Source organism: Jatrophihabitans sp. sgz311053 (genome assembly GCF_056135305.1).
In genome coordinates this window covers 610,816-633,239 of sequence record NZ_JBWAXP010000002.1, presented here as the reverse complement: position 1 = coordinate 633,239, position 22,424 = coordinate 610,816, and the positions used below count along the sequence as shown (strand labels likewise).

Sequence of the window (22,424 nt, the reverse complement as noted above, 5' to 3'; positions counted from 1 at the left end):
GCGTGAGCGACGACCCCGACGCCCTGGCCGAGCTGGCGACCCGGCTGGCACCGACCCTCGTCGGGCTGACCCGCGACGAGGCGGCCGACCGCGTCGCCGCGACCGATCCGGGACTGACGGTGCGGTTCGCGGCCGAGGGCACCGCGGTGACGATGGAGTACCGCTTCGGCCGGATCACCGCGACCCTCGCCGGCGACAGGGTGGTCCGGGCCAGCGCCGGATGAACCCGCTCGTCCTCACGCTCGCCCTCGGCGAGGCGGCGCAGCAGCGGTTCGAGCAGGAACGCGCGCGGTACTTCCCGGCCGGACGCACGCAGGTCGGCGCGCACGTCACGCTCTTCCACGCCGTGCCGGGTGAGCTGCGCGACGAGGTCGAGCAGGGATTGCGAGAGCAGGCGGGCGCGGCTTTCGACCTCCGCGTCGCCGAGGTGCGCTCGCTGGGCCGGGGCGTCGCCTACTTCCTCGACTCCCCCGAACTCGTCAGGCGACACCGCGCACTGCAACAGCAGTGGTGGCCACACCTCACGCGGCAGGACCAGCAGCGCCTGCGACCTCACGCCACCGTCCAGAACAAGGTCACTCCGGAGACCGCCCGGCACACCCTCGCCGAACTGCAGCGCCGGTTCGACCCCTTCGACACCGAGGCGCGGGGGTTCGTCCTCTGGCGCTACGACGGCGGTCCGTGGACGCGCCTGCTGGAGGTCCCCTTCCCCTCCCCCTGAACGGTTGTGGCGGCAGCCGCTCGGATACGAGCGGCTGCCGCCACAACCGGTACGACTAGAGGGGGAGGTCCTCGAGCATCTCGGTGACGAGCGCGGCGATGGGCGAGCGCTCGGAGCGGGTGAGGGTGATGTGCGCGAAGAGCGGGTGGCCGCGCAGCGCCTCGATGACGGCGGCGATGCCGTCGTGCCGGCCGACGCGCAGGTTGTCGCGCTGGGCGACGTCGTGGGTGAGGACCACCCGCGACCCGGCACCGATCCGCGAGAGCACGGTGAGCAGCACGTTGCGCTCCAACGACTGCGCCTCGTCCACGATGACGAACGAGTCGTGCAGCGAGCGGCCGCGGATGTGGGTCAGCGGCAGCACCTCGAGCATGCCGCGGTCCATGACCTCGTCCATGACGTCGGAGGAGACGAGCGCGCCGAGGGTGTCGAAGACGGCCTGCGCCCAGGGCGCCATCTTCTCGTTCTCCGAGCCCGGCAGGTAGCCGAGGTCCTGGCCGCCGACGGCGTAGAGCGGGCGGAAGACGACGACCCGCTTGTGCGCCCGCCGCTCCAGCACCGACTCCAGGCCGGCGCAGAGGGCGAGTGCCGACTTGCCGGTGCCGGCGCGGCCACCCATGGAGACGATCCCCACCTCGGGGTCGAGGAGCAGGTCCAGGGCGATGCGCTGCTCGGCTGAACGCCCCCGCAGCCCGAAGGCCTCCCGGTCGCCGCGCACCAGCTTCACCCGCTTGTCGGGGGTGATCCGCCCGAGCGCCGAGCCCTTCACCGAGTGCAGCACCAGCCCGCTGTGGCAGGGCTCGTCGGCGATGGCGGCGAAGTCGGGGGCGTCGGCGATCTCCACCGGACCGTCGTCGTAGAGGGCGTCCACCGTGGCGGCGGAGACCTCCATCTCGGTGATGCCGGTGTAGCCGGTCGAGTCGGCGACGGGGTGCAGCCGGTACTCGTCGGCGTCGAGGCCGACCGAGGCGGCCTTGACCCGCAGCGGCATGTCCTTGGAGACGAGGGTGACGTCCTTACCCTCGGCGGCGATGTTCAGCGCGACGGCCAGGATGCGCGAGTCGTTGCTGTCGACTCGGAAGCCGGCCGGCAGCGAGGAGAGGTCCGAGTGGTTCAGCTCGACGTGCAGCGTCCCGCCCTGATCGCCGATGGCGACGGGGGCATCGAGCCGACCGTGGGTGATCCGCAGCTCGTCCAGGACGCGCAGCGTCTGCCGGGCGAACCAGCCGAGCTCCGGGTGGTGCCGCTTGCCCTCCAACTCGCTGATGACGACGAGGGGCAGGACGACCTCGTGCTCGGCGAAACGACCGAGGGCACCGGGGTCGGAGAGCAGGACCGAGGTGTCGAGGACGAAGGTGCGCAGGCCGGTGTGGGCAGTCATCGGACGCTCCTGACAGGGATCGGCACCCGGACGCACGCGCGCCCGCGGTGCTGGGGGTGACGGTCCGTCCCGGACGCCGAGGCGAACGGGGAACCGAACCCCGTCTCGATCCAGCCGGATCTCGCCAAGGTGGGACCTCCGCCGCAGCCGGGGTGATCCCGGCCGCTGACCCGAAAACTACGTGCGGCGTCGCGGGGCGACACGAAGGCGCGCCAGCGTGTTGGTGACAAGCATGTAAACGCTAGGTTCGACGACATGCAGGGATCGGCGACAGTCCGGATGAACGCGACACCGCAGCAGGTCTGGGACCTCGTCTCGGACGTGACCCGCGTCGGCGAGTACTCGCCGGAGACCTTCGAGGCGCAGTGGCTCGACGGCGCCACGGGCCCGGCGAAGGGCGCTCGCTTCAAGGGGCACGTCAAGCGGAACGAGAAGGGTCCCGTCTACTGGACGGTGTGCCGGGTAAGCGACTGCGAGCCCGGCCGGGTCTTCGAGTTCCAGGTGCTGGGCGCCGGCAAGATCATCAACACCTGGCGCTACGAGCTCGCCGAGACCGAGGGCGGTACGGACGTCACCGAGTCCTTCCGGCTGCAGCCCTCGCTGCCGATGCGGCTCTACTGGGCGGTGGCCGGACGACTCCGGGGAAAGCGGAACGTCAACGACATCCGACGCAGCCTGGAGCGGATCAAGGCAATCGTCGAAGCCTGAACCGCAGCTTCAGCCCGCTTCGATCGGACGTGACTCGTCGTTGCCCCACTGCGACCACGAGCCGGGGTACAGCGCGAGCTCCTCGTTGCCGGCCAGCGTCATGGCGAGCAGGTCGTGGCAGGCGGTGACGCCGGAGCCGCAGTAGGCGACGGCCGGCCCGGCGACGAAGCGCTCCCGCAGCTCCGCGGGCGACCGGAACCGCCCGTCGGCGTCGAGGTTGTCCTGCCACGGCGCGCTGCGGGCGCCGGGGACATGGCCGGGCCGCGGGTCGATGGCGGGGTCGCCATGGGCGTACCGCTCGCCGGTGCGGGCGTCGTAGATCGTCGCCTCGGTGCCGAGCAGGTCGTCGGCGGTGACGAAGCGTTCGGCGGGCCACGGCTGCGGCTGCCGGACGACCGGCTCGACCTCCGGGAGCGCCGTCGTCAGCTCTTCCGGCCACGCCGCCAGCCCACCGTCCAGGACCGCAACGGCCTGACCGAGGACGTGCAGCAGCCACCACAGCCGTGCGGCCTGGCCGCCGCCGGAGTCGTCGTAGGCGACCACCGTCGTCTCGACGTCGATGCCGACACGCCCCAGCGCGGCGGCGAACGCCTCGGGCGTGGGCAGCGGATGCCGGCCGGCGGCGGAGGACGCCGGTGCGGAGAGATCGGTGTCGATGTCCAGGTGGACCGCGGCCGGGATGTGCCCGGCCTCGTACGCGGCCCGGCCACTGCCGGCGGGACGGCCGAGGTACCACCGGACGTCCACCACGCGGACCTCGTCGAGATGCGCGGCCAGCCACTGCCCGTCGACGAGGGGTCCGAAGCTCACTTGCCGAACCGCCGCTGCCGGGTGCCGTAGTCGCGCAGCGCTCGATAGAAGTCGATGCGGCGGAAGTCCGGCCAGAGCGCGTCGCAGAAGTAGAACTCCGAGTGCACCGACTGCCAGAGCAGGAAACCGCCCAGCCGCTGCTCCCCCGAGGTACGGATGACCAGATCCGGATCGGGCTGACCCTTGGTGTACAGGTGCTCGGCGATGTGGTCGACGTCGATGCGCTCGGCGAGCTCCTCCAGCGTGCCGCCCCGGGCCGCCTGCTCCTGCAGCAGCGACCGGACGGCGTCGGCGATCTCACGGCGGCCGCCGTAGCCGACGGCGATGTTGACGGTCAGGCCGTCACGCTCGGCGGTGGCCTCCTCGGCGCGCTTGAGCGTCTCGGCCATCTCGGCCGGCAGCAGGTCCAGCGCCCCGACGGCCTTGACCCGCCACGGCTTGCCCTCGGCCGAGAGCTCCTCGGCGACACCGCCGATGATGCGCAGCAGTGGTTCGAGCTCACTGGCCGGACGGCGGAGGTTGTCGGTGGAGAGCAGCCAGATCGTCACGACCCCGACGCCGGCCTCGCCGCACCACTGGAGCAGGTTGGCGATGTGCTGCGCACCGGCGAGGTGGCCGTGGCTGACGTCGTCGAAGCCGGCCGCCCGGGCCCAGCGCCGGTTGCCGTCGACCATGATCGCGACGTGCCGCGGTACCGGCAGACCGCCCAGATGGGAACGCAGCCGCTTCTCGTAGACCGCGTAGACCGCGTCCCGGAGACCCACAGCACCAACCTAGCGCCCCTGGCGTGTCAGCGAGAGGGGCTGCGCTCTTACCTACGGTTGAGTAACCTACGGACATGACGACGACCGAGACCGGACACACCGGGCCCGCCGCCGCCATCAGGTCGGCGGTCGCAGAGATCAAGCCCCGACTACGCGGCTGGCTGCATGCCTACGCAGCCGTCATCTCCCTGGCCAGTGGCGCCGCCCTGGTCGCCACCGCAGCTTCACTGCGCGGCGGGGTCGCAGCCCTGGTCACCGCCGTCTACTGCGCCACCGTGACGCTGCTCTTCGGCACGTCGGCGCTGTACCACCGGCTCTCCTGGAGCCCCCGGGCCCAGCGCCTGATGAAGCGCCTGGATCACTCGATGATCTTCGTCTTCATCGCCGGGACCTACACCCCCATCGCCGCGTTGACCCTGCCCGAGAACGCCATGATCGCGGTGCTGATCGCGGTCTGGTCCGGCGCGCTGGTCGGCGTCGGGCTGCAGACGTTCTGGCCCTCGGCGCCGCGGTGGCTCTCGGCGCCCTGCTACATCGCGCTCGGCTGGGTGGCGGCCTTCGTCTTCCCCGACCTGCTCCACAACGCCGGCGTCGCCGCCTTCGTCCTCATCGCGGCCGGCGGCGTGGTCTACACGATCGGTGGCGTCGTCTACGCGATGAAACGCCCCAACCCGTGGCCGGGCGTCTTCGGCTTCCACGAGGTCTTCCACCTCTGCACCCTCGTCGCGGCGCTGTGTCACTACGTGGCCATCTGGTTCGCCGTCTTCGCCTGAGCCGCGCTTCGAGACCTGCCAACCTCGTGCCGTTCGCCCTTGGGGAACGGCACTGGACTCCTGCCCGTTGTCAGCGTGTAATCGTGTAATCACACGCACTGAGGAGTCCGACATGACAGGTGACGAGAACCCCTTCGACAGCTTCACTGCCTTCGCGGAATTCGCCGAGCGGCGCTTCCGGCACGGTGGCCGGGGCGGCCCGCACGGTGGGCCCCGTGGCCATCGAGGTGGCGGCCGGGGCGGGCACTGGCAGCAGTCCGATCTGCCCGACGCGGCCGACGCCGCCGACTGGTTTGCCGGGCGCCTGCCCGACAGCTGGTTCACCGGGCGCCCCGAGGTGAGCGTCGATCGGGAGGAGATCGTCGTCGTCGGCGAGCTGACCTCCCCGGCCGAGGGCGGCGCCGCCGCCGCGCAGGGCCGTATCCAGCGGTGGCGCGAGGAGACCCGCGAGCTGCGCATGCAGATCGCCGACGAGGCCAAGGCCCGTTACGGCCGCAAGGTCGCCTGGGGTGCCCGCATCGGCGACGAGCGGGTCATCTTCGGCAACCTGTCGGTCCCGGTGATGACACGGCTGCGCCATGACGAGCGGCGTGTCCTCGACACCCTGGTCGAGGCCGGCGTCGCCCGATCACGCTCCGACGCGGTCGTCTGGTGCGTCCGGCTCGTCGCGCAGCACGCCGACGAGTGGCTCGACGAGCTACGCAAGGCGATGTCCGAGGTGGAGGCGCTGCGGACGCAGGGACCGGAGCTCTGAGCGGGGTCAGCGGCGCACGGTGACGCGGACCCGGCTCAGCGCCGAGGAGGCGATGCCGTCGGTGGCCCGCAGGCTGAAGGTGTCACGTCCCCGGAAGCGCTTGGCCGGGACGTAGGTGACGTTCCGTCCGACGATCGTCACCTTCCCGTGCCGCGGCCGGGAGGCAAGGACGACCGCGACGAGGTCGCGGTCCCGATCGGTCGCGACGACCCGGACGACCTTCCGCACGCGCACCGACATCGCCGACGGCGCGGCGAGCCGCGGCGCGGCATTGGTCACCCGCACCGCCACCTGCCGGGACGTGGCGGCGAGGCCGTCGCTCACCGTGGCGGTGAAGGACGCGGTGCCGACGAAGCGCCGGGCGGGCAGGAAGCGGAAGGACGAGAGGCCGACCCGGGAGACGGTGCCGCGCGTGGCTGCGGCGGCCACCACCGAGACCGGGTCGCCGTCGGCGTCCCGGCAGGTGAGCGTCACCGTTCCGGCGCGATCGTGCGCGACGGTCAGGCCCGGGACCGAGCAGGTCGGTGCGGCGTTGGTGACCGACACCGTGACGGTGACAGCCGGCGCGCTGGCCTCGCCGTCGCTGGCGTCGAAGGTGACGGTGTCCGTGCCGACGAAGCCGCGAGCCGGGGTGTAGACCAGCGCGGAGCCGGAGACCGCCAGGGTGCCGTGGGCGGGAGCCGTGGCACCGGTCCGCAGCGTGACGGTGTCGTTGTTGGCGTCGCTGCAGCTGGGCACGATCCGCAGCGCGCGGTCATGCGGGACAGCCGCCGTCACCGGCGTGGAGCAGGACGGGGCGAAGTTGGTGATGTTGAGCATCGCCACCGCCTCGTCGCTGGTGACACCGCCGCTGGTGGCGGTGAAGAAGAAGGCGTCGCTCTCGGTGACACCGGCGTCCGGCGTGTAGGTGAAGGCGCCGGTGGCCGGGTCCAGGAAGATGCCGCCGAGCGCGGGCTCGGAGGTCAGCGCGTAGGACTCGATGGGCGAGCCGTCCGAGGTCGTGCACGACACCGAGCCGGAGTAGACGCCGTCACGGGGCACGTCCACGGTGAGGGCCTCGCAGCCGACGGTGACCGGTTCGGCAGCGGCCGGACCGGCGGCGACCACCAGGCCGGAGGCAGCGACCAACGCCGCTGCTGCCATCACTGCGACGCGCAGATTTCGCACCATGTGGACTGTCTCCTCGAGCGGCGCCGTGCCTGGCCGGCCGTGACGGACGATCCGCCCTCACCGTCGTCCATCGGCTGCCATCCGATCCGGCGACAGGGACCTAGGTCCCCGCGGCGGGTGGCCGCGCGGGGATCGCCGTCGCGCCACGGGACCTCCGGGACTGTCGTCGGTGATCACTTTGCTATTGAATGGAGCGCAATTCGCCGTGCGGGGGCGCGGGGAGGTGACCGGTGACGGGGGTGGCCGTGATGCGACTGCCTGCGTTCGTCGCCGGCCTCGCCCTGGCCACGGCCTGCGCCACCACCGCCTCGCTCGCCGTCGCGGCCCCGGCGGTCGCCGAGCCGGCCCCGCCCGCCATGACCAGCGCTGCGCCGGCCGTCCCCGGCACCCCGACCGACCCGCCGACCGACACCGGCAGCGGCTCCGTGCCTGACAGCCCCGCCGGCGACGACGTCGTCATCCTGCACACCGACAGCGCCGCGGCTGCGGGGTCAGCAGCCCTGCGTGACGCCGTGACCCGCCTCGGCGCCACCGTCCGGCACACCTTCGCCGGCCAGCGGGCGGTCTCCGTCGAGCTCCCCGACACCGCAGCCGCCACGGTCGCGCTGGCCCGCGTACCCGGCGTGGCGCGCGTCGAACCCACGGTCACGCGCCGCCTCGCCGGGGTGCCCAACGATCCGCAGTACGGCGCCCAGCGCGGGTACCTCAATGCGGTGCGGGCCTCGACCGCCTGGCAGCGGCAGCGCGGCTCGGCGAGCGTCCGGATCGCGGTCGTGGACAGCGGCGTCGACGTCGGACACCCCGACCTCCAGGGCAAGGTGGTCGGTCGCTTCAACGCCCTCACCGGGTCGTCCTCGGTCAGCGACGGGCTCGGCCACGGCACCTTCGTCGCCGGCGTCGCGGCGGCGCAGACCGACAATCACCTCGGCGTCGCCGGCGCCGGATACGACAGCAGCCTGCTCGCGGTGAAGGTGACCGACGACTACGGCGACATCGCGGTGGACGACGAGATCGCCGGCATCCGGTGGGCCGCCGACCACGGCGCCGACATCATCAACCTCAGCCTGAGCGGACCGGACCCGAGCACCGCCGAACGCAACGCCGTGCGGTACGCCCAGCGCAAGGGAGCCCTCGTCGTCGCGGCGGCAGGCAACGACGGCGACTCGGTCAAGCAGTACCCCGCCGGCTACCCGGGGGTGGTGGCCGTCGGCGCCACCGACGTCGCGACGGGGCGCCGCGCCGCCTTCTCCAGCTACGGCCCGTGGGTCACGGTGGCGGCGCCGGGGGTCAACCTCCGCTCCACCACGCCGCGGGTCGGCTCGGGCGACTTCCCCGGCCGCGCGGGCTACGGAAACGGCGACGGCACGTCCTTCTCCGCGCCGATCGTCTCCGGCGCGGCGGCCCTGCTGAAGGCGGCCAACCCCGCCCTGACCGCTGACCAGCTCCGAGCGGCCCTGGTCGCCTCGGCACACGGTTACTCCGGCGAGCAGCTGGGCCGCGGCCAGATCGACTTCGACCTGGCGCTGCGGCACGTGCCGCCGACGACGGCACCGGTCGTCCTGCCCGTCTCCGGGCTCTCCGCCACCGTCACGCTGCGCGCCGCGAGCAGTGCGCCGCGGGTGGCCTTCGGTGTGGACGGCGGCCCGCTGTCGCGGTCGGTCCCGGTCCTCGGTGGCGTCGCTCAGCTCGCCTTCGACAGCTACGGACTCGCCGACGCCACGCACACCGTCCGCGCGGTCAACTGCTCAGAGTTCGGCGAATGCGGCAGTCGACAGACCTCGCTGCGGTTCCCGGTGGCCAACCCCGCCCCCAGCCTGGAGTCGCCGACCTCCGGAACGGTCAGCGGCCCGGTCGTCGTCCGCGGCAGTGGTCCCGGCGGGGCACTGCGCCTGCTCGTCGACGGCAAGGCCGCCGGCACCGACACCAGCCGGGCTGCCGACGGGTCGTACGCGATCCCGCTCAACGGCAGCCTCGTCGCCGACGGCACGCACACCCTCGCGGTGCAGACCTGCACCGCCGACGGCAGGCGTTGCGACGGGCCGCGCTCGGCCGCCGTGTCGCTGCGGTTCGCCTCGCTGCACCCGGTGATCACCGGGCTGAGCCGCAGCGCGATCAGCCCGAACGACGATCGCTCAGGCGACACCGCCACGGTGAGCTTCCGGCTGGACCGCCCCCAGGACGTCACGTTGCAGACGCGTTCGCGAGCGGGCGCGGTACTGCGCAGCGACGCGCTCGGCCCGCTCGCCACCGGTGCCCACACGACGGTGTGGCGAGGCCTCGGCTCCGACGGCCGGCCCCTGCCCGACGGCAGCTACCGGCTCGCGCTGGCCACCAGCGCCGCCGACGGGAGTGGCTCCCGTAGTGGCCTGGCCGAGCGCAGCGCGATCGTCGACACCGTCGCGCCGCGCCTGAGCCGGGTCACCGGCAACGGTGTCACCTTCTACCCGGCCCGCGACGGCTACCGGGACGCCTTCACGCCCACCGCGCTGCTCCCCGACGGCGGCCGGCTGACCCTCGCCGTCACCACCGCCAGCGGACGTCCGGTACGGAGCCTGTCGGTCACCCGGACGACCGGCGGACGGGCCGCCCTCGTCTGGAACGGTCGGACCGCCGCCGGTCGCCAGGTGCCGGCCGGCAGCTACCGCTGGAGCTTCACCGTGGCCGACGGCGCGGGCAACGTGACGCGCAGCCCGCAGTACCGCGTCTCGGTGTCGTCCCAGCGGCTGCGTACCGAGACCGTGACCCTCGTCCGCAACGCCAGGACCGCCGCCCGCAGCACCGGGCGCTGCGCCCGCGCCGAACGCTCGAGGTACCGGCACGGCATCCACCTCGTGAACCGCTGCCGGCGCAGCTCCGACGACGTCGGGTACGCCTCGTACACCTTCACCGTCCCGCGGGCCTATCAGGTGAAGCGGCTGCGCTTCGCCGCCTTCGGCCGCTCGGCGCGGACGTCCGGTCTCAGCGCTTCGCTGCAGCGCGTCGACGGCGGGCTGGAGGTGCCGCGATCGGTGAAGGTACGGCCCCGCTCGGGACGGTGGTACACCGTGGCCTCGGTGCCGGCGGCCGGGCATCTCGGACACGGGCGCAAGGCACGGGTGGCGCTGGTGCTGTCGAGCCGGTACGCCGGCGTCAACGACTTCGACGCCCGGTCGGTCCGGCTACAGGTGGTGCTCGTCCGGCTGCGGTGAGCGTCGGGGTGAGCGGGCCGCGTCCGGCGGATAGGTTCACCCACATGCCGTCCCGCACCCGCCGCCGCCACGACGTCGTCCTCATCGGGGCCACCGGCTTCGCCGGTCGTCTCACCGCCGAGTACCTCGCCCGCCATGCGCCGCCGCGGCTGCGCTGGGCCATCGCGGGACGCAACCGCGAGAAGCTGGAGAACGTGCGGGCCGGCCTCGCCGCCATCGACTCGTCGCTGGCCTCACTGCCCATCCTGGACGCCGACGTCACCGACGCGGCCTCGCTGCGGGCGCTAGCCGAGACGACCCGGGTGGTCGCGACGACCGTCGGTCCGTACGTCCTGCACGGCGAGCCGGTCGTGGCCGCCTGCGCCGCCGCCGGCACCGACTACCTCGACCTCACCGGCGAGCCCGAGTTCGTCAACTCGATGTACCTGCGGCATCACCGTGAGGCCGTCCGTACCGGTGCGCGGCTGGTCCACGCCGCCGGCTTCGACTCCATTCCCCACGACCTCGGCGTGTGGTTCACGGTCAGGCAGCTCCCAAAGGATGCCCCGCTGCGGGTCAGCGGGTACGTCCGCGCGTCGGGGATGTTCTCCGGCGGCACGTTCCACTCCGCGGTCACCGCCTTCTCGCGGCCGCGGCAGAACCTGGCCGCCGCCCGGGATCGCAAGGCCGCTGATCGCCCGACGTCCGGACGGGTCGTCCGGGGCGAGCCCGGCCGACCGCACCGGGACCCGGTCGACGGGGGTTGGGCCGTCCCGCTGCCGACGGTGGACCCGCAGATCGTGGTCCGCTCGGCGCGTCACGACGAGCGCTACGGTCCGCAGTTCAGCTACGCCCACTACGCCTCGATCTCGCGGCTGCTCACTGCCGCCGGCGGCGTCCTGGGGGTCGGCGCCCTCTTCGGACTGGCGCAGCTCCCACCGGCGCGCCGGCTGCTGCTGGACCGCTTCCGGGCGGGTGAGGGGCCCTCGGCCGAGAGGCGCGCGAAGAGCTGGTTCACCGTCACCTTCGTCGGCGAGGGCGGCGGTGAGCGGGTCGTCACGCGGGTGAGCGGCGGCGACCCGGGCTACGACGAGACCGCCGTGATGCTCGCCGAGTCCGCCATCTGCCTGGCCCTGGACGACCTCCCCGCAACCTCCGGGCAGGTCACCACCGCCAACGCGATGGGCGGCGCGCTGGTCGAGCGGCTCCGCAAGGCCGGGATCGGTTTCGAGGTGCTCCCCGACGCGCGGTGACGGTCAGTCCTCGTCGGGCTGGTGACCGAAGTCCTCGTCGTCCGGGGGCCGCGGGAACTCCCGCTGCGCCGGCAGCGCCTGCGTCGGCTGGTCGCCGTGGGGTTGGGTGTGGAGCTGCTCGCCGTGGGGCTGCTCGCCGTGGGGCTGCTCGGCAGGCGCCGCGGGCGCTGCGGACATCGCCTGCGTCGAGTCGCCCGCTGACTCGGCGGGAGGGGTGCGGTCGGCGTCGGGGACAGCGGGGAGCATCTGCGTCTCGCCACCCAGCTCGGACGGTGCCGCCTCGGACGGTGCCGCCTCGGACGGTGCCGGCTCAGACGATGCCGGCTCAGACGATGCCGGCTCAGACGGTGCCGGCTCAGACGGTGCCGGCTCAGACGGTGCCGGCTCAGACGGTGCCGGCTCAGACGGTGCCGCCTCAGACGGTGCCGGCTCAGATAGCGCGGACTCGGAGCCCGCAGGCTCGGACGGCGCAGGCTCAGACGATGCCGGCTCAGACGATGCCGGCTCAGACGATGCCGACTCGGACGGTGCCGACTCGGACGGTGCCGGCTCGGCGTCAGTCACCGGAGCGAAGGCGCGGGTCGCGTCATCCGGGGCGCCGTCCGGGCCGCTGGCCGGGTCGTCGTGTCGGGGACCGGCGGTCGGGTCGTCCCCGGAGCCGGTGACCGGGAAGTCGGAACGGGAGCGCCGGACCTCCGACCAGCCCTCGTCGCCACCGTGGCGCTCGCCATCACCAGAGCCGTGGGCGGCGGCGGCACCGGCCACGCCGGCAGCCGCCGCGCCGGCAGCGACTCCGGCGGCGGGGAAGCGGGTGGTCTGCTGGCTGTCGTCACCCCGGTCGGGGGCACCCGCCGGCTCCTGGCTCGCCTCCTTGCGGAAGGACATCGTCTCGCCGGCGTAGTCCGGGGTCTCGTCCCGTCGAGGCGCGGCGCCGTACTGCGCGGGCGCGTCGTCACCGTGCCACGGCGGCGGGGCCGCCGGTTCGACGTAGGGGGGCAGCTCCGGGCCGGCCTCGGGAAGGACGACGTCCGCCCGGCGGCGCGAGGCGACCGCGACAATGGCCAGGATCAGCGCGAGCGGCAGCCCCGCCACCACGCCCGCCGCGATCTCCAACCCGGTGCCACCGAAGAGCGCACGGGCGGCCGGACTGTCGCCGATCGGGTTGGTCCCGGCGAGCGTGTAGATCGACCGGAACGCCATGCCGTCGGCCAACGTCGCGACGATGACCGCGAGCCAGACCCCGACGAAGGCACGCCAGAACGTCACCGGCCCCCGGACCAGCGCCAGTGTCAGCAGCGCCGCGACGGCGAGGAAGACCAGCAGCCCCACCACGCTGCCCAGCCAGACGTTGTTCCGGTCACCGGAGCCGGGCGTGAACCGCCACGCGTAGACGCGAGGAAGTACGAGCAAGCCGCGAACGACGTCGACATCGGAGTCGATCGCACCCAGCTTGCGGACGACGACGGTGTTACCGACGCCGAGCACCATGGCGAGCTCGAGCAGGAAACCGACCAGGACGATCACGCCGGGGCGGGCACGGCCGGGCTGCTTCACCGGCGGGACGGGTGCCGGCACCTGTGCCACCGACTCGGTCTTGCTCCACTCGCCGTCGTCATCGCTCAGCCGGCGAGTTCCGGCGACGGGCACGCCGAACTCGGGCTGGGTGTCGACAGGGCTGGGGTCGCGGTCGCGGGACTTCCTGGCCATGCCGACGACGCTAACGACCACCGGGCGCAAACCGGCGGTGCCGCGCCCGGCCACCACCTAGACTCGGTGCAATGGGCGAACCGGTCACTCCCGAAGCACTCCCGGACGCCGCCGCGTCGCCGGAGACGTCCCACGGCATCCCCATGCCCGGTCATCTGCGCGAGGCCATCGCCAAGGACTGGTCGCCGGCTCCGCCGATGCCGCATCCGGCACCCCGCGACATCGCCGGTTGGACCGCCGCCCGGCGCGCTGCCGTCTCGGCCCGCTTCACCGGCCGGACCATCGTCGTCCCGGCAGGGAACCTCGTCGTCCGCGCCAATGACACCGAGTACGCCTTCCGCGCCGCGAGTTCGTTCACCTGGCTCACCGGCGAGACCGCGGCCGACGCCGTGCTGGTGATGACGCCGGCCGGCGACGGTCAGGCTGGTCACACGGCCAGGCTGTACGTCCGCGAGTACGCCCAGCCCGGCGAGGTCGCCTACTTCACCGACCGCGTCCACGGCGCGGTGTGGGTCGGCAACGTCCCGAACATCAGCGACACCGCCGACGTGTTGGGGATCGCGGCCGCCCCGCTGGCGCGGCTGCGCGACGACCTGCGCGCCGTCGGTGACCGGGTCGCCGTGCTGCGCGGCCACGACGCCGGCGTCGACGAGCTGCTGCCGCCCTCGGCCGACGACGCGCTGCTGGCCCGCGAGCTGGACGAGCTGCGGCTGGTCAAGGACGAGTGGGAGCTGGGCCGGCTGGCCCATGCCTGCGAGATCACGGCGCGCGGCTTCGCCGACGTCGCCCGCGAGCTGCCGCGGGTGGCCGACCGCACCGACCTGCGGGGCGAGCGCTGGCTGGAGGGGACCTTCTGGCGCCGGGCCCGGCTCGAGGGCAACGACGTCGGCTACACCTCGATCCTCGCCTCCGGCCACAACGCCACGACGCTGCACTGGTGGCGCAACCACGGCGTGGTCCCGAGCGGCGGGCTGCTGCTGGCCGACATGGGCGTCGAGACCGACGAGCTCTACACCGCCGACGTCACCCGGACCATGCCGGTGGACGGGCGCTGGACCCCGGCGCAGCTCAAGGTCTACGGCGCCGTCCTGGAGGCGCAGCAGGCCGGCATCGCCGAGGTGAAGGCGGGCGCGGACTTCCTCGCCGCGCACCGGGCGGCCATGTACGTCATCGCCGACCACCTGCACTCGTGGGGCATCCTGCCGGTCACCGCCGAGGTCTCCTGCGCCGAGGATCCGGAGACGCCCGGCGCCGGGCTGCACCGCCGCTACACGCTGCACGGGACGTCCCACATGCTCGGCCTCGACGTCCACGACTGCGCGCTGGCCCGCGACGAGGGGTACCGCTCCGGCACGCTGCGTGCCGGCCACGTGCTCACCGTCGAGCCGGGTCTCTACTTCCAGGTCAACGACGACTCCGTCCCGGCGGAGCTGCGGGGCATCGGCGTCCGCATCGAGGACGACGTCGTCGCCACCGACGGCGAGGCACGCAACCTGTCGGCGATGCTGCCGCGCGACCCGGCCGAGATCACGGCGTGGCTGCGCGAGGTCCAGGGCTCGCCCGCCACCCCGTAGCTGCTCCGATGGCCGACCTGATCGTCCCCGGCCGGCGCGGGTTCACCATCCCCGACGCCGAGCTCGTCGAACGCTTCAGCCGCTCCTCCGGACCGGGCGGGCAGTCGGTCAACACCACCGACAGCAGGGTCGAACTGCGCTGGGACGTCGCCGCCTCCGCCGTCCTGGACGACGACCTGCGCGCGCGGCTGCTGGACCGGCTCGGGCCTCGCCTGCACGACGGGGTGCTGTCGATCGTGGCCTCCGAGCAGCGCTCGCAACTGCAGAACCGGGACGCCGCGCGGGGCCGATTGCTGAACCTGCTCGCCGAGGCGCTCGCTCCCCCGCCCCCGTCGCGCCGCCCGTCCAAGCCTTCCCGCCGCGCCCGCGCCCGACGGGTGGACGCCAAGAAGCAGCGCGGTGAGCTGAAAGCGACGCGGCGACGTCCGGACGCGGACTGACCGGCGGGTCAATTCGCCTACCCGCCCGACCTGTGTCACGCTCGCCCCATCCGCCGAGTGGTCGATTTGTACCCCCAGTGGTCGCGCACCGTCCGACCACTCGACGCGAGATTCGACCACTCGACGAGGAGAGGGCAGGCGATCACGCGATGCAGCACGAGGACGACACGAGCCGGGGTTCGAGCCCGGACGAGACCGGTACGACGTCCGGCATCACCCGGCGGCGGCTGCTCGGGACGGCGGCGGCTGCGGCCGGTGCGGCAGCCGCGGCGAGCGCGCTGGGCTCCGTCGTCACCGCCGGCCCCGCCGTCGCTGCCGACCCCACCTTCCCGGTGGCGCCACAGGGAACGACGCTCGCCCGGACGCTGCAGCACGGCGCGCCTGGAGTGAAGGGGTATCGCAAGATCGTCACCGGCGCGGGTGAGCCGAGCGTCGTCCGGGGCGACCTGCTCGGCGGCGCGACACGCGGCAGTGGCACCCGGACCCCGCTGGTGAGCTTCGCCCAGTTCACCGACATGCACATCATCGACGCGCAGTCGCCGGCTCGCGTCGAGTTCCTGGACCGCTACAACGACCCCGGCAGTCCGCTCGCCTCGTCGGCGCCGTTCTCGTCGGCGTACCGCCCATGGGAGATGCTCACCGCGCACGTCGCCGAGGCCATGGTGCAGGCGGTCAACGCCCTGGCCGGCGGCCCGGTCACGGGACGTCCGATCGACTTCACGATCTGCACCGGCGACAACGCCGACAACACCCAGTTCAACGAGCTCCGCTGGCACATCGACCTGCTGGACGGCAGGACGTCGGTACGGCCCGACTCCGGCTCGACCGCGAAGTGGGAGGGCGTCGGCGGCGCCAAGGACGCCGACCTCGCCTACTACCAGCCGGCGGGCAGCGGCAAGGACAACTACCGCGCCACGTACGGCTACCCCGCTATCCCGACGCTGCACGACGCCTGCCGCCGGCCGTTCACCTCGACGGGTTTGCGGACTGACTGGTACTCCGTCTTCGGCAACCACGACGGCCTGGTGCAGGGCACGGTCCCATCCCTCGGCGTGCTCGGCCTCATCGCCACCGGCGCCCTCAAGCCGACGGGGCTGCCCGCCGGTGTGGACGTCGCCGATCTGCTCGCCAAGCTGCGCGCCGGTGACACCGCCGCGCTGCAGACCCTGCTCTCCCTCGCCCCCGCCAAGCTGGTCACGCCGGACGCCAAGCGGCGCCTGCTGACGCACAAGCAGACCGTGGCCGAGCACTTCAACACCACCGGCTCGCCGGTGGGCCACGGCTACACGCAACGCAACCTCGACGAGGGCACCGCGTACTACGCCTTCGACAGGGGCCCGGTGCGCGGCATCTCGCTCGACACCGTCACGCCCGAGGGCTACGACTCCGGATCCCTGGACACGGCGCAGCTGGCGTGGCTCGAGCAGCAGCTGCAGTCCGCGAGCTCGCGCTACCTGGACACCACCGGGACGTGGGTCCGCGGTACCGGCAACGACAGGTACATCGTGATCTTCAGCCATCACACCATCGAGACCATGGACAACCCGCTGGGCGCCGCCGCCGGGCGCGTCCTCGGCCCCGCGGTCCGTGACCTGCTGCTGCGCTACCCCAACGTCGTCGCGTGGGTGAACGGGCACACCCACGTCAACCAGATCGCCGCGCATGCCCGGCCGGCTGGCGCTGCCGTGGCTGGCGGCTTCTGGGAGATCAACACGGCGGCCCACGTCGACTGGCCGCAGCAGTCGCGCGTGATCGAGCTGGTGGACAACGGTGACCAGACGATGTCGATCTTCGGCACCATCGTCGATCACGCCGCGCCGACCTCCTACCCGTCCGCCCCGAGCACGCCTCTCGAGCTGGCCGCCGCCTCGCGCGAGCTCGCCATCAACGACCCGCAGCGCGAGGCCGAGACCGCCACCCGAGACGGCCGCCGCGGCACGCTCTCCGATCGCAATGTGGAGCTGCTCGTCCGCAAGCCCTTCTGAGCTTGTCCGCCTCCCCCGTTGAGTGGGCCGTTATCCGTCGAGTGGGCCGAGGAATCGGCCCACTCAACAGGGTGGGGGCGGGGTGACGAAGGAGAACGGCTCAGCCGAAGGTGTGCAGCGGGTTGGCGATCGGGCCGGCGAGTGCCAGGGCCGAGGCCGGGTCGGCGAGGTCGACCATCTGCCGGTTGTTGCGCAGCTGGAGCCGGTTCAGGCAGGAGAGCTCGAAGGTGGGCGCAAAGAGGTCGTGCTCGGCGAAGCGGTCGGCGAGCTCGGGGTGGGCATTCTGGTAGTCCCGGCAGACGCCGGCCGTCGTCGCCCAGAACTCGGCCGCCGGCATCACCCCCGCGTCGTCGAGCTGCGCGGAGAGGAAGCGCAGGAAGCAGTCCAGGACGTCGACGAAGACCGACAGCAGCTGCAGCTCGGCGGGGACGTTCGCGCGGATCCGCGCTATCTCCACCGGCAACGGCGCCGTGGACGAGAGGACGGCGACCTCCTCGCCGATGTCCTTCATCAGCACCCGCACCGGGACGTGGTCACGTAGCACCATGATCACGTTCTCGCCGTGTGGCATGTAGACCAGCTCGTGGGCGTAGAAGCTGTGCAGCACCGGGACCAGGTAGGCGTCGAGATAGGTCTGCAGCCAACGCGGCGCCGGCAGCCCCGAGGCCGCGATCAGCTCGGCGGCGTACGACGTCCCCTTCGCGTCGACGTGGAGCAGGGACGCCATGGTGGCGAGCCGCTCGCCCGGACCGACGCGGCCGGCCGGGCTCTCCCGCCACAGCCCGGAGAGCATCTTGCCGTGCCCGCCGGTGCCCTCGTAGACGCCGGGACGGAAACCCACCGCGGCGATCTCACGCAGCACGTCGAAGCCGTGGGCCTGCAGCGTCGCGTCCCCGGCCACCAGCTGCGCCACCCAGTCGTTCACGGCCGGGGTCACCGCCATGTAGCCGGGCGAGAGTCCCCGCAGGAAGCCCATGTTCAGCACCGACAGTGCCGTCTTGACGTAGCAGCGCTCGGGACGGGAAGCGTTGTGGAACGTCCGCACCGACTGCTGCGGCTGGTATTCGTCGCGGCTGTCGCCCAGCCGGACGATGTCCCGGCGGGCCACCTCCGGCGCCAGCGAGACCGCGATCTTGTTGTCCCATTGCCAGGGATGGCACGGCAGCAGCCGGTAGTCGGCCGGATCCAGATCCAAGTCGCGCAGCGTCTCGTCGAAGCAGGCCAGCTGGTCGGGGTCGAACTCGGTCGCCAGCAGCTGCTCGTAGCTCAGCCCGGCCACTGCGGCGAAGACCGACTGCGAGCGGCGGACGGCGAGCCAGACCAGGTGCGTCCGGGCCCCGGTCTCCGGGGCGTAGGCGGCATGATCGGCCACGCCGAAGCCCAGCCGGCCGTTGTTGGCGACGAAACCGGGGTGGCCCTCGGTCATGGCGGCCTCGATGCGCTGGAACGAGGCGTCGAGCAGCTCGGCCGAGGTCGGCGCGTCGCAGCGCTGTTTCCACATCCGCCCGGCGAGCGTCGCCGCGATCTCCTCCAGGTACACCGGCAGGTCGCCGTCGGAGAGGCCCAGCAGGGGCCGCAGGTCCAGGACGAGCTGTTGCACGTCGACCGGCATCGACTCGCCGGCCACCACGCGCCGGACGGTGGCCGGGTCGACGAGCCAGTGCTCCAACGGGAGGAGCCGCGCCGAGAAGAACCAGCGCACGTCGTGGGAGGTGACGACCCAGCCGTCGCCGTCGGGCTCCGGCGAGATCACGCGCTCGTGCGCAAACTCGGCCAGCGCCTTCGCGGCGAGGTGACGCTGCGCCACCTCCAGCCGTTCGGGGGTGAGATGCGTGCTCACGCCGTCACCTCCAGCTTCGCCGCCCACGCCGAGCGGGGACAGACGCTGAAGAGCGCCCGCTTGCCGGGGATGTCGATCTCCGCCACCGGACGGAAGCCCACCACCTCGTTGAGCACGTGCACCGCGGTGTTGCCGACGTCCGGCTCCACCACCACGCGGAGCACGGCCGGATCGGCGAAGCAGTGCTCCATCACGGCCCGGATCACGGCCCGGGTGAAGCCATGCTCCGGTGGTCCGTCCGGCGGCGCGGTGAGGAAGTGCATGCCCAGGTCGCCGGGCTCGCACCACGGCGCGAGCGGACTCTGCGCCGGGTCGTAGGTCTCGGCCAGCAGCACCGGGACGCCGTCGCGCTCGCCGATCCACGCCTGCTGGTGCGGGTCGGCGGCGACGGCGCGGTAACCGTCCCGGACCTCCGCGAGCGTCGCGGACGTCATGCCCCAGTAGCGGGCGTACGGCCGGGTGAGCCAGTCATGGACCAGCGCCGCGTCGGTCTCGGGATCCAGCGGACGCAGCGTCATCACGACCGCACTCCCGTCGTCGCGCCGGCGGGGACGCCGAACTCTTGGAAGGCCACGCGTTCCTCCACCGGGTAGGGCGCGTCGCCGAGCACCCGGCGCAGGATGACCGAGTTGCGGTACGCCCCCATGCCGAGGTCCGGCGCGACGAGGCCGTGGGTGTGCTCCTCGGCGTTCTGCACGAAGATCTCCTCGCCGGTGGTGTCGATGGCGTAGTCACGGCTCACGTCGTAGCGCCCGTTGCCGTCGCGGCGGATGCGCTCGCGCAGCGGCTCCAGGAACGGCGGCGCCGCGGGACGGTAGCCGGTGGCGAAGACCAGGCCGTCGGTGTCGAGGTCGAAGCGGCGGTCCAGCTCGTGCTGCCGCAGCCCCAGGCGATAGCGGGCACCGTCCCACTCGGCGGACTCGACGGCGGTGTTGGTGAGCAGCTGCACCTGCGCCCGCGGATCGCGCGAGGCGATGTAGAGCTGCTCGTGGATCTCGTCGACCAGATCGCCGCTGATGCCCTTGTAGAGCGAGCGCTGCGAGGCGAGCAGCTCGTCGCGCCGCTGCGGCGGCAGCGCGTGGAAGTAATCGGTGTACTCCGGCGAGGTGAGCTCGAGGGTGAGCTTGGTGTACTCCATCGGGAAGAAGCGCGGCGACCGGGTGAGCCAGCGCAGCGCATAACCCCCGTCGCCGATGCCGGCGAGCAGGTCGCGGACGATCTCCGCGGCGCTCTGCCCGCTGCCGACGACCGTGATCGTCCGGCAGCGTCGCAGCTCGTCACGCCGCGCGAGGTAGTCCGCGCTGTGCAGCGCCGGCCCGCCGCCGGTGACGACGTCCGGGACGAAGGGCCGCGTCCCGACACCGAGGACGAGCCGCCGCCCCCGGTGCACGACTGGCTCCCCCGCCGCCGACCGGCTGCGCACGACGTACACGCCGTCCTCGCGCGTCACCGTCTCGACGCGGCGGTCGAACTCCAGGCTGCGCAGCCGCCGCGTGGCCCAGCAGCAGTAGTCGGTGTACTCGGTGCGCAGCGGGTAGAAGCTCTCGCGCACGTAGAACGGGTAGAGCCGACCGGTGTCTTTCAGGTAGGCGAGGAACGAGAACGGCGAGGTCGGGTCGGCCATGGTGACGAGGTCGGCCAGGAAGGGCACCTGCAGCGTGGCATCGGGCAGCAGCATGCCGGGGTGCCAGTCGAACTCTCGCTTCTGATCCAGGAAGACGCAGTCGAGCCCGGCCAAGGGCGCAGCGAGGCAAGCCAGCCCGAGGTTGAAGGGGCCGATGCCGATTCCCACGAGGTCGTGCACGCGGCCGCCGTCGGCGGGTGCGGTCATGCCGCCACCTCCCCGTGCTCGCGGGCGAGGTCCCGGATCCGGTCGAGCACCTCACGGATGTCGGTGAGCGTCGTGGCGGGGTTGAGCAGGGTGAACTTCAAGTAGGTGCGGCCGCCGACGGTCGTCCCGGCGATCACCGCCTCGCCGGAGGCAAAGAGCGCCGCCCGCGCTGCACGGTTGGCGGCGTCCAGCACCTCGGCCGGCAGTGCGCCGCGGTACCGGAAGACCACGGTGGAGAGCTCCGGCCGCGCGGCCAGCTCGAAGTCGGGGTCCTCGGCCAACAACTCGCCCGTCGCTGCGGCGAGGTCGATGACGGCGTCGAGCATCTCGCCGATGCGATCGGGGCCGAGCTCGCGCAGCGTGCACCAGAGCTTGAGCGCGTCGAAGCGGCGGGTGGTCTGCAGGCTCTTGTCGACCTGGTTCGGCCGCTCGTCGGGGTCGGTCCCGGCGGGGTTGAGGTAGTCGGCATGCCAGGAGACGTGCCGCAGCGTCGCTGCGTCCCGGACGAGCACCACGCTGGAGGCGACGGGCTGGAAGAAGGTCTTGTGGAAGTCGACCGTCACCGAGTCGGCCGCCTCGATGCCGGCAAGGCGGTGCCGGTGTCTGGTCGAGGTGATGAGGCCGCCGCCGTAGGCCGCGTCGACGTGCAGCCAGGCGCCGTGGCGGTGCGCCAGCTGCGCCGCCTCGGCGAGCGGGTCGACCGCACCGAAGTCCGTGGTGCCGGCGGTCGCGACGACGGCCATGGGCACCAACCGGTAGCGCCGCAGGTCGTCCAGCCGGCGGGCGAGGTCGACCGGGCACATCCGGTGCCGGTCGTCGACGGCGACCTCCACGACAGCGTCGGACCCCAGCCCCAGCAGCCGGGCGGACTTCGCCACGCTGAAGTGGGCGTCGGCCGAGGCCAGCACCCGCAGCCGGGAGAGATCAGCGGTGTTTGCGCGTTCCCGCGCAATGAGCAGCGCCTGCAGGTTGGAGGCCGAGCCCCCGCTGGTGAAGATGCCGTCGGCCGCGGCGCCGAGGCCGAGTCGCTGCGCCGTCCAGTCGACGAGCCGCCGCTCCAGCCAGGTGGCGCCCGCGCTCTGGTCCCAGGTGTCGAGCGAGGAGTTGACCGCCGAGGCGAGGACGTCGGCCGCCACGGCCGGGACGGCCACCGGGCAGTTGAGGTGCGCCAGGTAGCGGGGATGGTGGAACCAGATCGCGTCGTCCAGATACAGCTCGCCGACCTCGCCGAGGACGGCCTCCGGCGAGTCCAGCGGGCGGTCGAGGTCAACGGCGGCGATCCGTTCCCGCAGCACCCGGGCAGGGACACCGGTGAAGGGCCGGTCGACGGTGAGCAGTCGGGTGACGACCTCGTCGCGCGCCGCCGTGACGGCGTCGGCGTAGGCCGTGGCCGAGGCGGCGTCGAGCAGGCCGGTGAGGGGTCGGCCGTCCGAGACGGGGAGGGTCAGGGCCGGAACGTGCGGCAGGTGGGGGCTCATCGCTCTCTTTCGCGCAGCGGTAAGTTAGGCATGCCTTACCTAACAGCATGGCAGGACTTTTGTCCCGC

Annotated in this window: 19 protein-coding genes; 10 read left to right on the top strand and 9 right to left on the bottom strand. The window is 72.7% G+C overall.

Features of this window, described 5'->3' with window-relative positions; genetic code table 11:
• Positions 1–2 precede the first annotated feature (2 nt).
• The gene (locus AC0NZQ_RS11890; RefSeq protein ID WP_474530045.1) at positions 3–224 is read left to right on the top strand and encodes a proteinase inhibitor I78; all 222 of its coding nucleotides are present in this window, start codon (positions 3–5) and stop codon (positions 222–224) included.
• A complete protein-coding gene (locus AC0NZQ_RS11885; protein WP_474530043.1) occupies positions 221–721 on the top strand; it encodes a 2'-5' RNA ligase family protein in 501 nt (166 codons plus the stop codon). Before AC0NZQ_RS11890 ends, AC0NZQ_RS11885 begins: the two co-directional genes overlap by 4 nt.
• 55 nt (positions 722–776) lie before the next feature.
• Here the strand turns inward: AC0NZQ_RS11885 and AC0NZQ_RS11880 are convergent, their stop codons facing one another.
• Positions 777–2,102: a PhoH family protein gene (locus AC0NZQ_RS11880; protein WP_474530042.1), complete on the bottom strand. Its 1,326-nt coding sequence runs from the start codon at positions 2,100–2,102 to the stop codon at positions 777–779.
• 255 nt (positions 2,103–2,357) lie between these two features.
• Here AC0NZQ_RS11880 and AC0NZQ_RS11875 point away from each other — a divergent pair, with 255 nt between their 5' ends.
• The gene (locus AC0NZQ_RS11875; protein ID WP_474530041.1) at positions 2,358–2,810 is read left to right on the top strand and encodes an SRPBCC family protein; all 453 of its coding nucleotides are present in this window, start codon (positions 2,358–2,360) and stop codon (positions 2,808–2,810) included.
• 9 nt (positions 2,811–2,819) lie between these two features.
• Here AC0NZQ_RS11875 and AC0NZQ_RS11870 read toward each other — a convergent pair whose 3' ends face one another.
• Entirely contained in the window at positions 2,820–3,620 is an 801-nt protein-coding gene (locus tag AC0NZQ_RS11870) for a sulfurtransferase (RefSeq protein ID WP_474530040.1), read from the bottom strand.
• Positions 3,617–4,384, bottom strand: coding sequence for an isoprenyl transferase (locus tag AC0NZQ_RS11865; RefSeq protein ID WP_474530039.1), 768 nt, complete (start codon positions 4,382–4,384; stop codon positions 3,617–3,619). Before AC0NZQ_RS11865 ends, AC0NZQ_RS11870 begins: the two co-directional genes overlap by 4 nt.
• 74 nt (positions 4,385–4,458) lie before the next feature.
• On the opposite strand from AC0NZQ_RS11865, the gene trhA reads away from it, so the two are divergent.
• Both trhA and AC0NZQ_RS11855 read left to right on the top strand, forming a co-directional pair.
• Entirely contained in the window at positions 4,459–5,157 is a 699-nt protein-coding gene (trhA, locus tag AC0NZQ_RS11860; RefSeq protein WP_474530038.1) for a PAQR family membrane homeostasis protein TrhA, read from the top strand.
• 112 nt (positions 5,158–5,269) lie between these two features.
• Positions 5,270–5,911: a hypothetical protein gene (locus AC0NZQ_RS11855; RefSeq protein ID WP_474530037.1), complete on the top strand. Its 642-nt coding sequence runs from the start codon at positions 5,270–5,272 to the stop codon at positions 5,909–5,911.
• A gap of 6 nt (positions 5,912–5,917) precedes the next feature.
• Here AC0NZQ_RS11855 and AC0NZQ_RS11850 read toward each other — a convergent pair whose 3' ends face one another.
• Positions 5,918–7,081 carry an Ig-like domain-containing protein gene (locus AC0NZQ_RS11850; RefSeq protein WP_474530036.1) on the bottom strand — a complete coding sequence of 388 codons (1,164 nt, stop codon included), beginning with the start codon at positions 7,079–7,081 and terminating at the stop codon, positions 5,918–5,920.
• A 248-nt stretch (positions 7,082–7,329) separates the two neighbouring features.
• Between AC0NZQ_RS11850 and AC0NZQ_RS11845 the strand changes: the two genes are divergently transcribed.
• Positions 7,330–10,269 carry a S8 family serine peptidase gene (locus AC0NZQ_RS11845; RefSeq protein WP_474530035.1) on the top strand — a complete coding sequence of 980 codons (2,940 nt, stop codon included), beginning with the start codon at positions 7,330–7,332 and terminating at the stop codon, positions 10,267–10,269.
• A gap of 44 nt (positions 10,270–10,313) precedes the next feature.
• Complete coding sequence (locus AC0NZQ_RS11840) at positions 10,314–11,501, top strand: saccharopine dehydrogenase family protein (protein ID WP_474530034.1); 1,188 nt, start codon at positions 10,314–10,316, stop codon at positions 11,499–11,501.
• 3 nt (positions 11,502–11,504) lie between these two features.
• Here AC0NZQ_RS11840 and AC0NZQ_RS11835 read toward each other — a convergent pair whose 3' ends face one another.
• Entirely contained in the window at positions 11,505–13,208 is a 1,704-nt protein-coding gene (locus AC0NZQ_RS11835) for a hypothetical protein (protein ID WP_474530033.1), read from the bottom strand.
• A 71-nt stretch (positions 13,209–13,279) separates the two neighbouring features.
• Between AC0NZQ_RS11835 and AC0NZQ_RS11830 the strand changes: the two genes are divergently transcribed.
• From AC0NZQ_RS11830 to AC0NZQ_RS11820, 3 genes are all read left to right on the top strand, one after another.
• Positions 13,280–14,782: an aminopeptidase P family protein gene (locus AC0NZQ_RS11830; protein ID WP_474530032.1), complete on the top strand. Its 1,503-nt coding sequence runs from the start codon at positions 13,280–13,282 to the stop codon at positions 14,780–14,782.
• A gap of 8 nt (positions 14,783–14,790) precedes the next feature.
• On the top strand, positions 14,791–15,222 hold the full coding sequence (gene arfB / locus AC0NZQ_RS11825; protein ID WP_474530030.1) for an alternative ribosome rescue aminoacyl-tRNA hydrolase ArfB: 432 nt from the start codon (positions 14,791–14,793) through the stop codon (positions 15,220–15,222).
• Between the two features lie 149 nt (positions 15,223–15,371).
• Entirely contained in the window at positions 15,372–17,207 is a 1,836-nt protein-coding gene (locus tag AC0NZQ_RS11820) for a TIGR03767 family metallophosphoesterase (RefSeq protein WP_474530029.1), read from the top strand.
• 100 nt (positions 17,208–17,307) lie between these two features.
• On the opposite strand, the gene AC0NZQ_RS11815 is transcribed toward AC0NZQ_RS11820, so the two are convergent.
• From AC0NZQ_RS11815 to AC0NZQ_RS11800, 4 genes are read right to left on the bottom strand one after another with little or no spacing between them, the layout of a single operon-like run.
• Positions 17,308–19,047 carry an IucA/IucC family protein gene (locus AC0NZQ_RS11815; RefSeq protein WP_474530028.1) on the bottom strand — a complete coding sequence of 580 codons (1,740 nt, stop codon included), beginning with the start codon at positions 19,045–19,047 and terminating at the stop codon, positions 17,308–17,310.
• Positions 19,044–19,565: a GNAT family N-acetyltransferase gene (locus tag AC0NZQ_RS11810; protein ID WP_474530027.1), complete on the bottom strand. Its 522-nt coding sequence runs from the start codon at positions 19,563–19,565 to the stop codon at positions 19,044–19,046. The genes AC0NZQ_RS11815 and AC0NZQ_RS11810 overlap by 4 nt, the downstream gene beginning before the upstream one ends.
• The gene (locus AC0NZQ_RS11805; protein WP_474530026.1) at positions 19,565–20,878 is read right to left on the bottom strand and encodes a lysine N(6)-hydroxylase/L-ornithine N(5)-oxygenase family protein; all 1,314 of its coding nucleotides are present in this window, start codon (positions 20,876–20,878) and stop codon (positions 19,565–19,567) included. Before AC0NZQ_RS11805 ends, AC0NZQ_RS11810 begins: the two co-directional genes overlap by 1 nt.
• Positions 20,875–22,356, bottom strand: coding sequence for a pyridoxal phosphate-dependent decarboxylase family protein (locus AC0NZQ_RS11800; protein WP_474530025.1), 1,482 nt, complete (start codon positions 22,354–22,356; stop codon positions 20,875–20,877). The genes AC0NZQ_RS11805 and AC0NZQ_RS11800 overlap by 4 nt, the downstream gene beginning before the upstream one ends.
• Positions 22,357–22,424 lie beyond the last annotated feature (68 nt).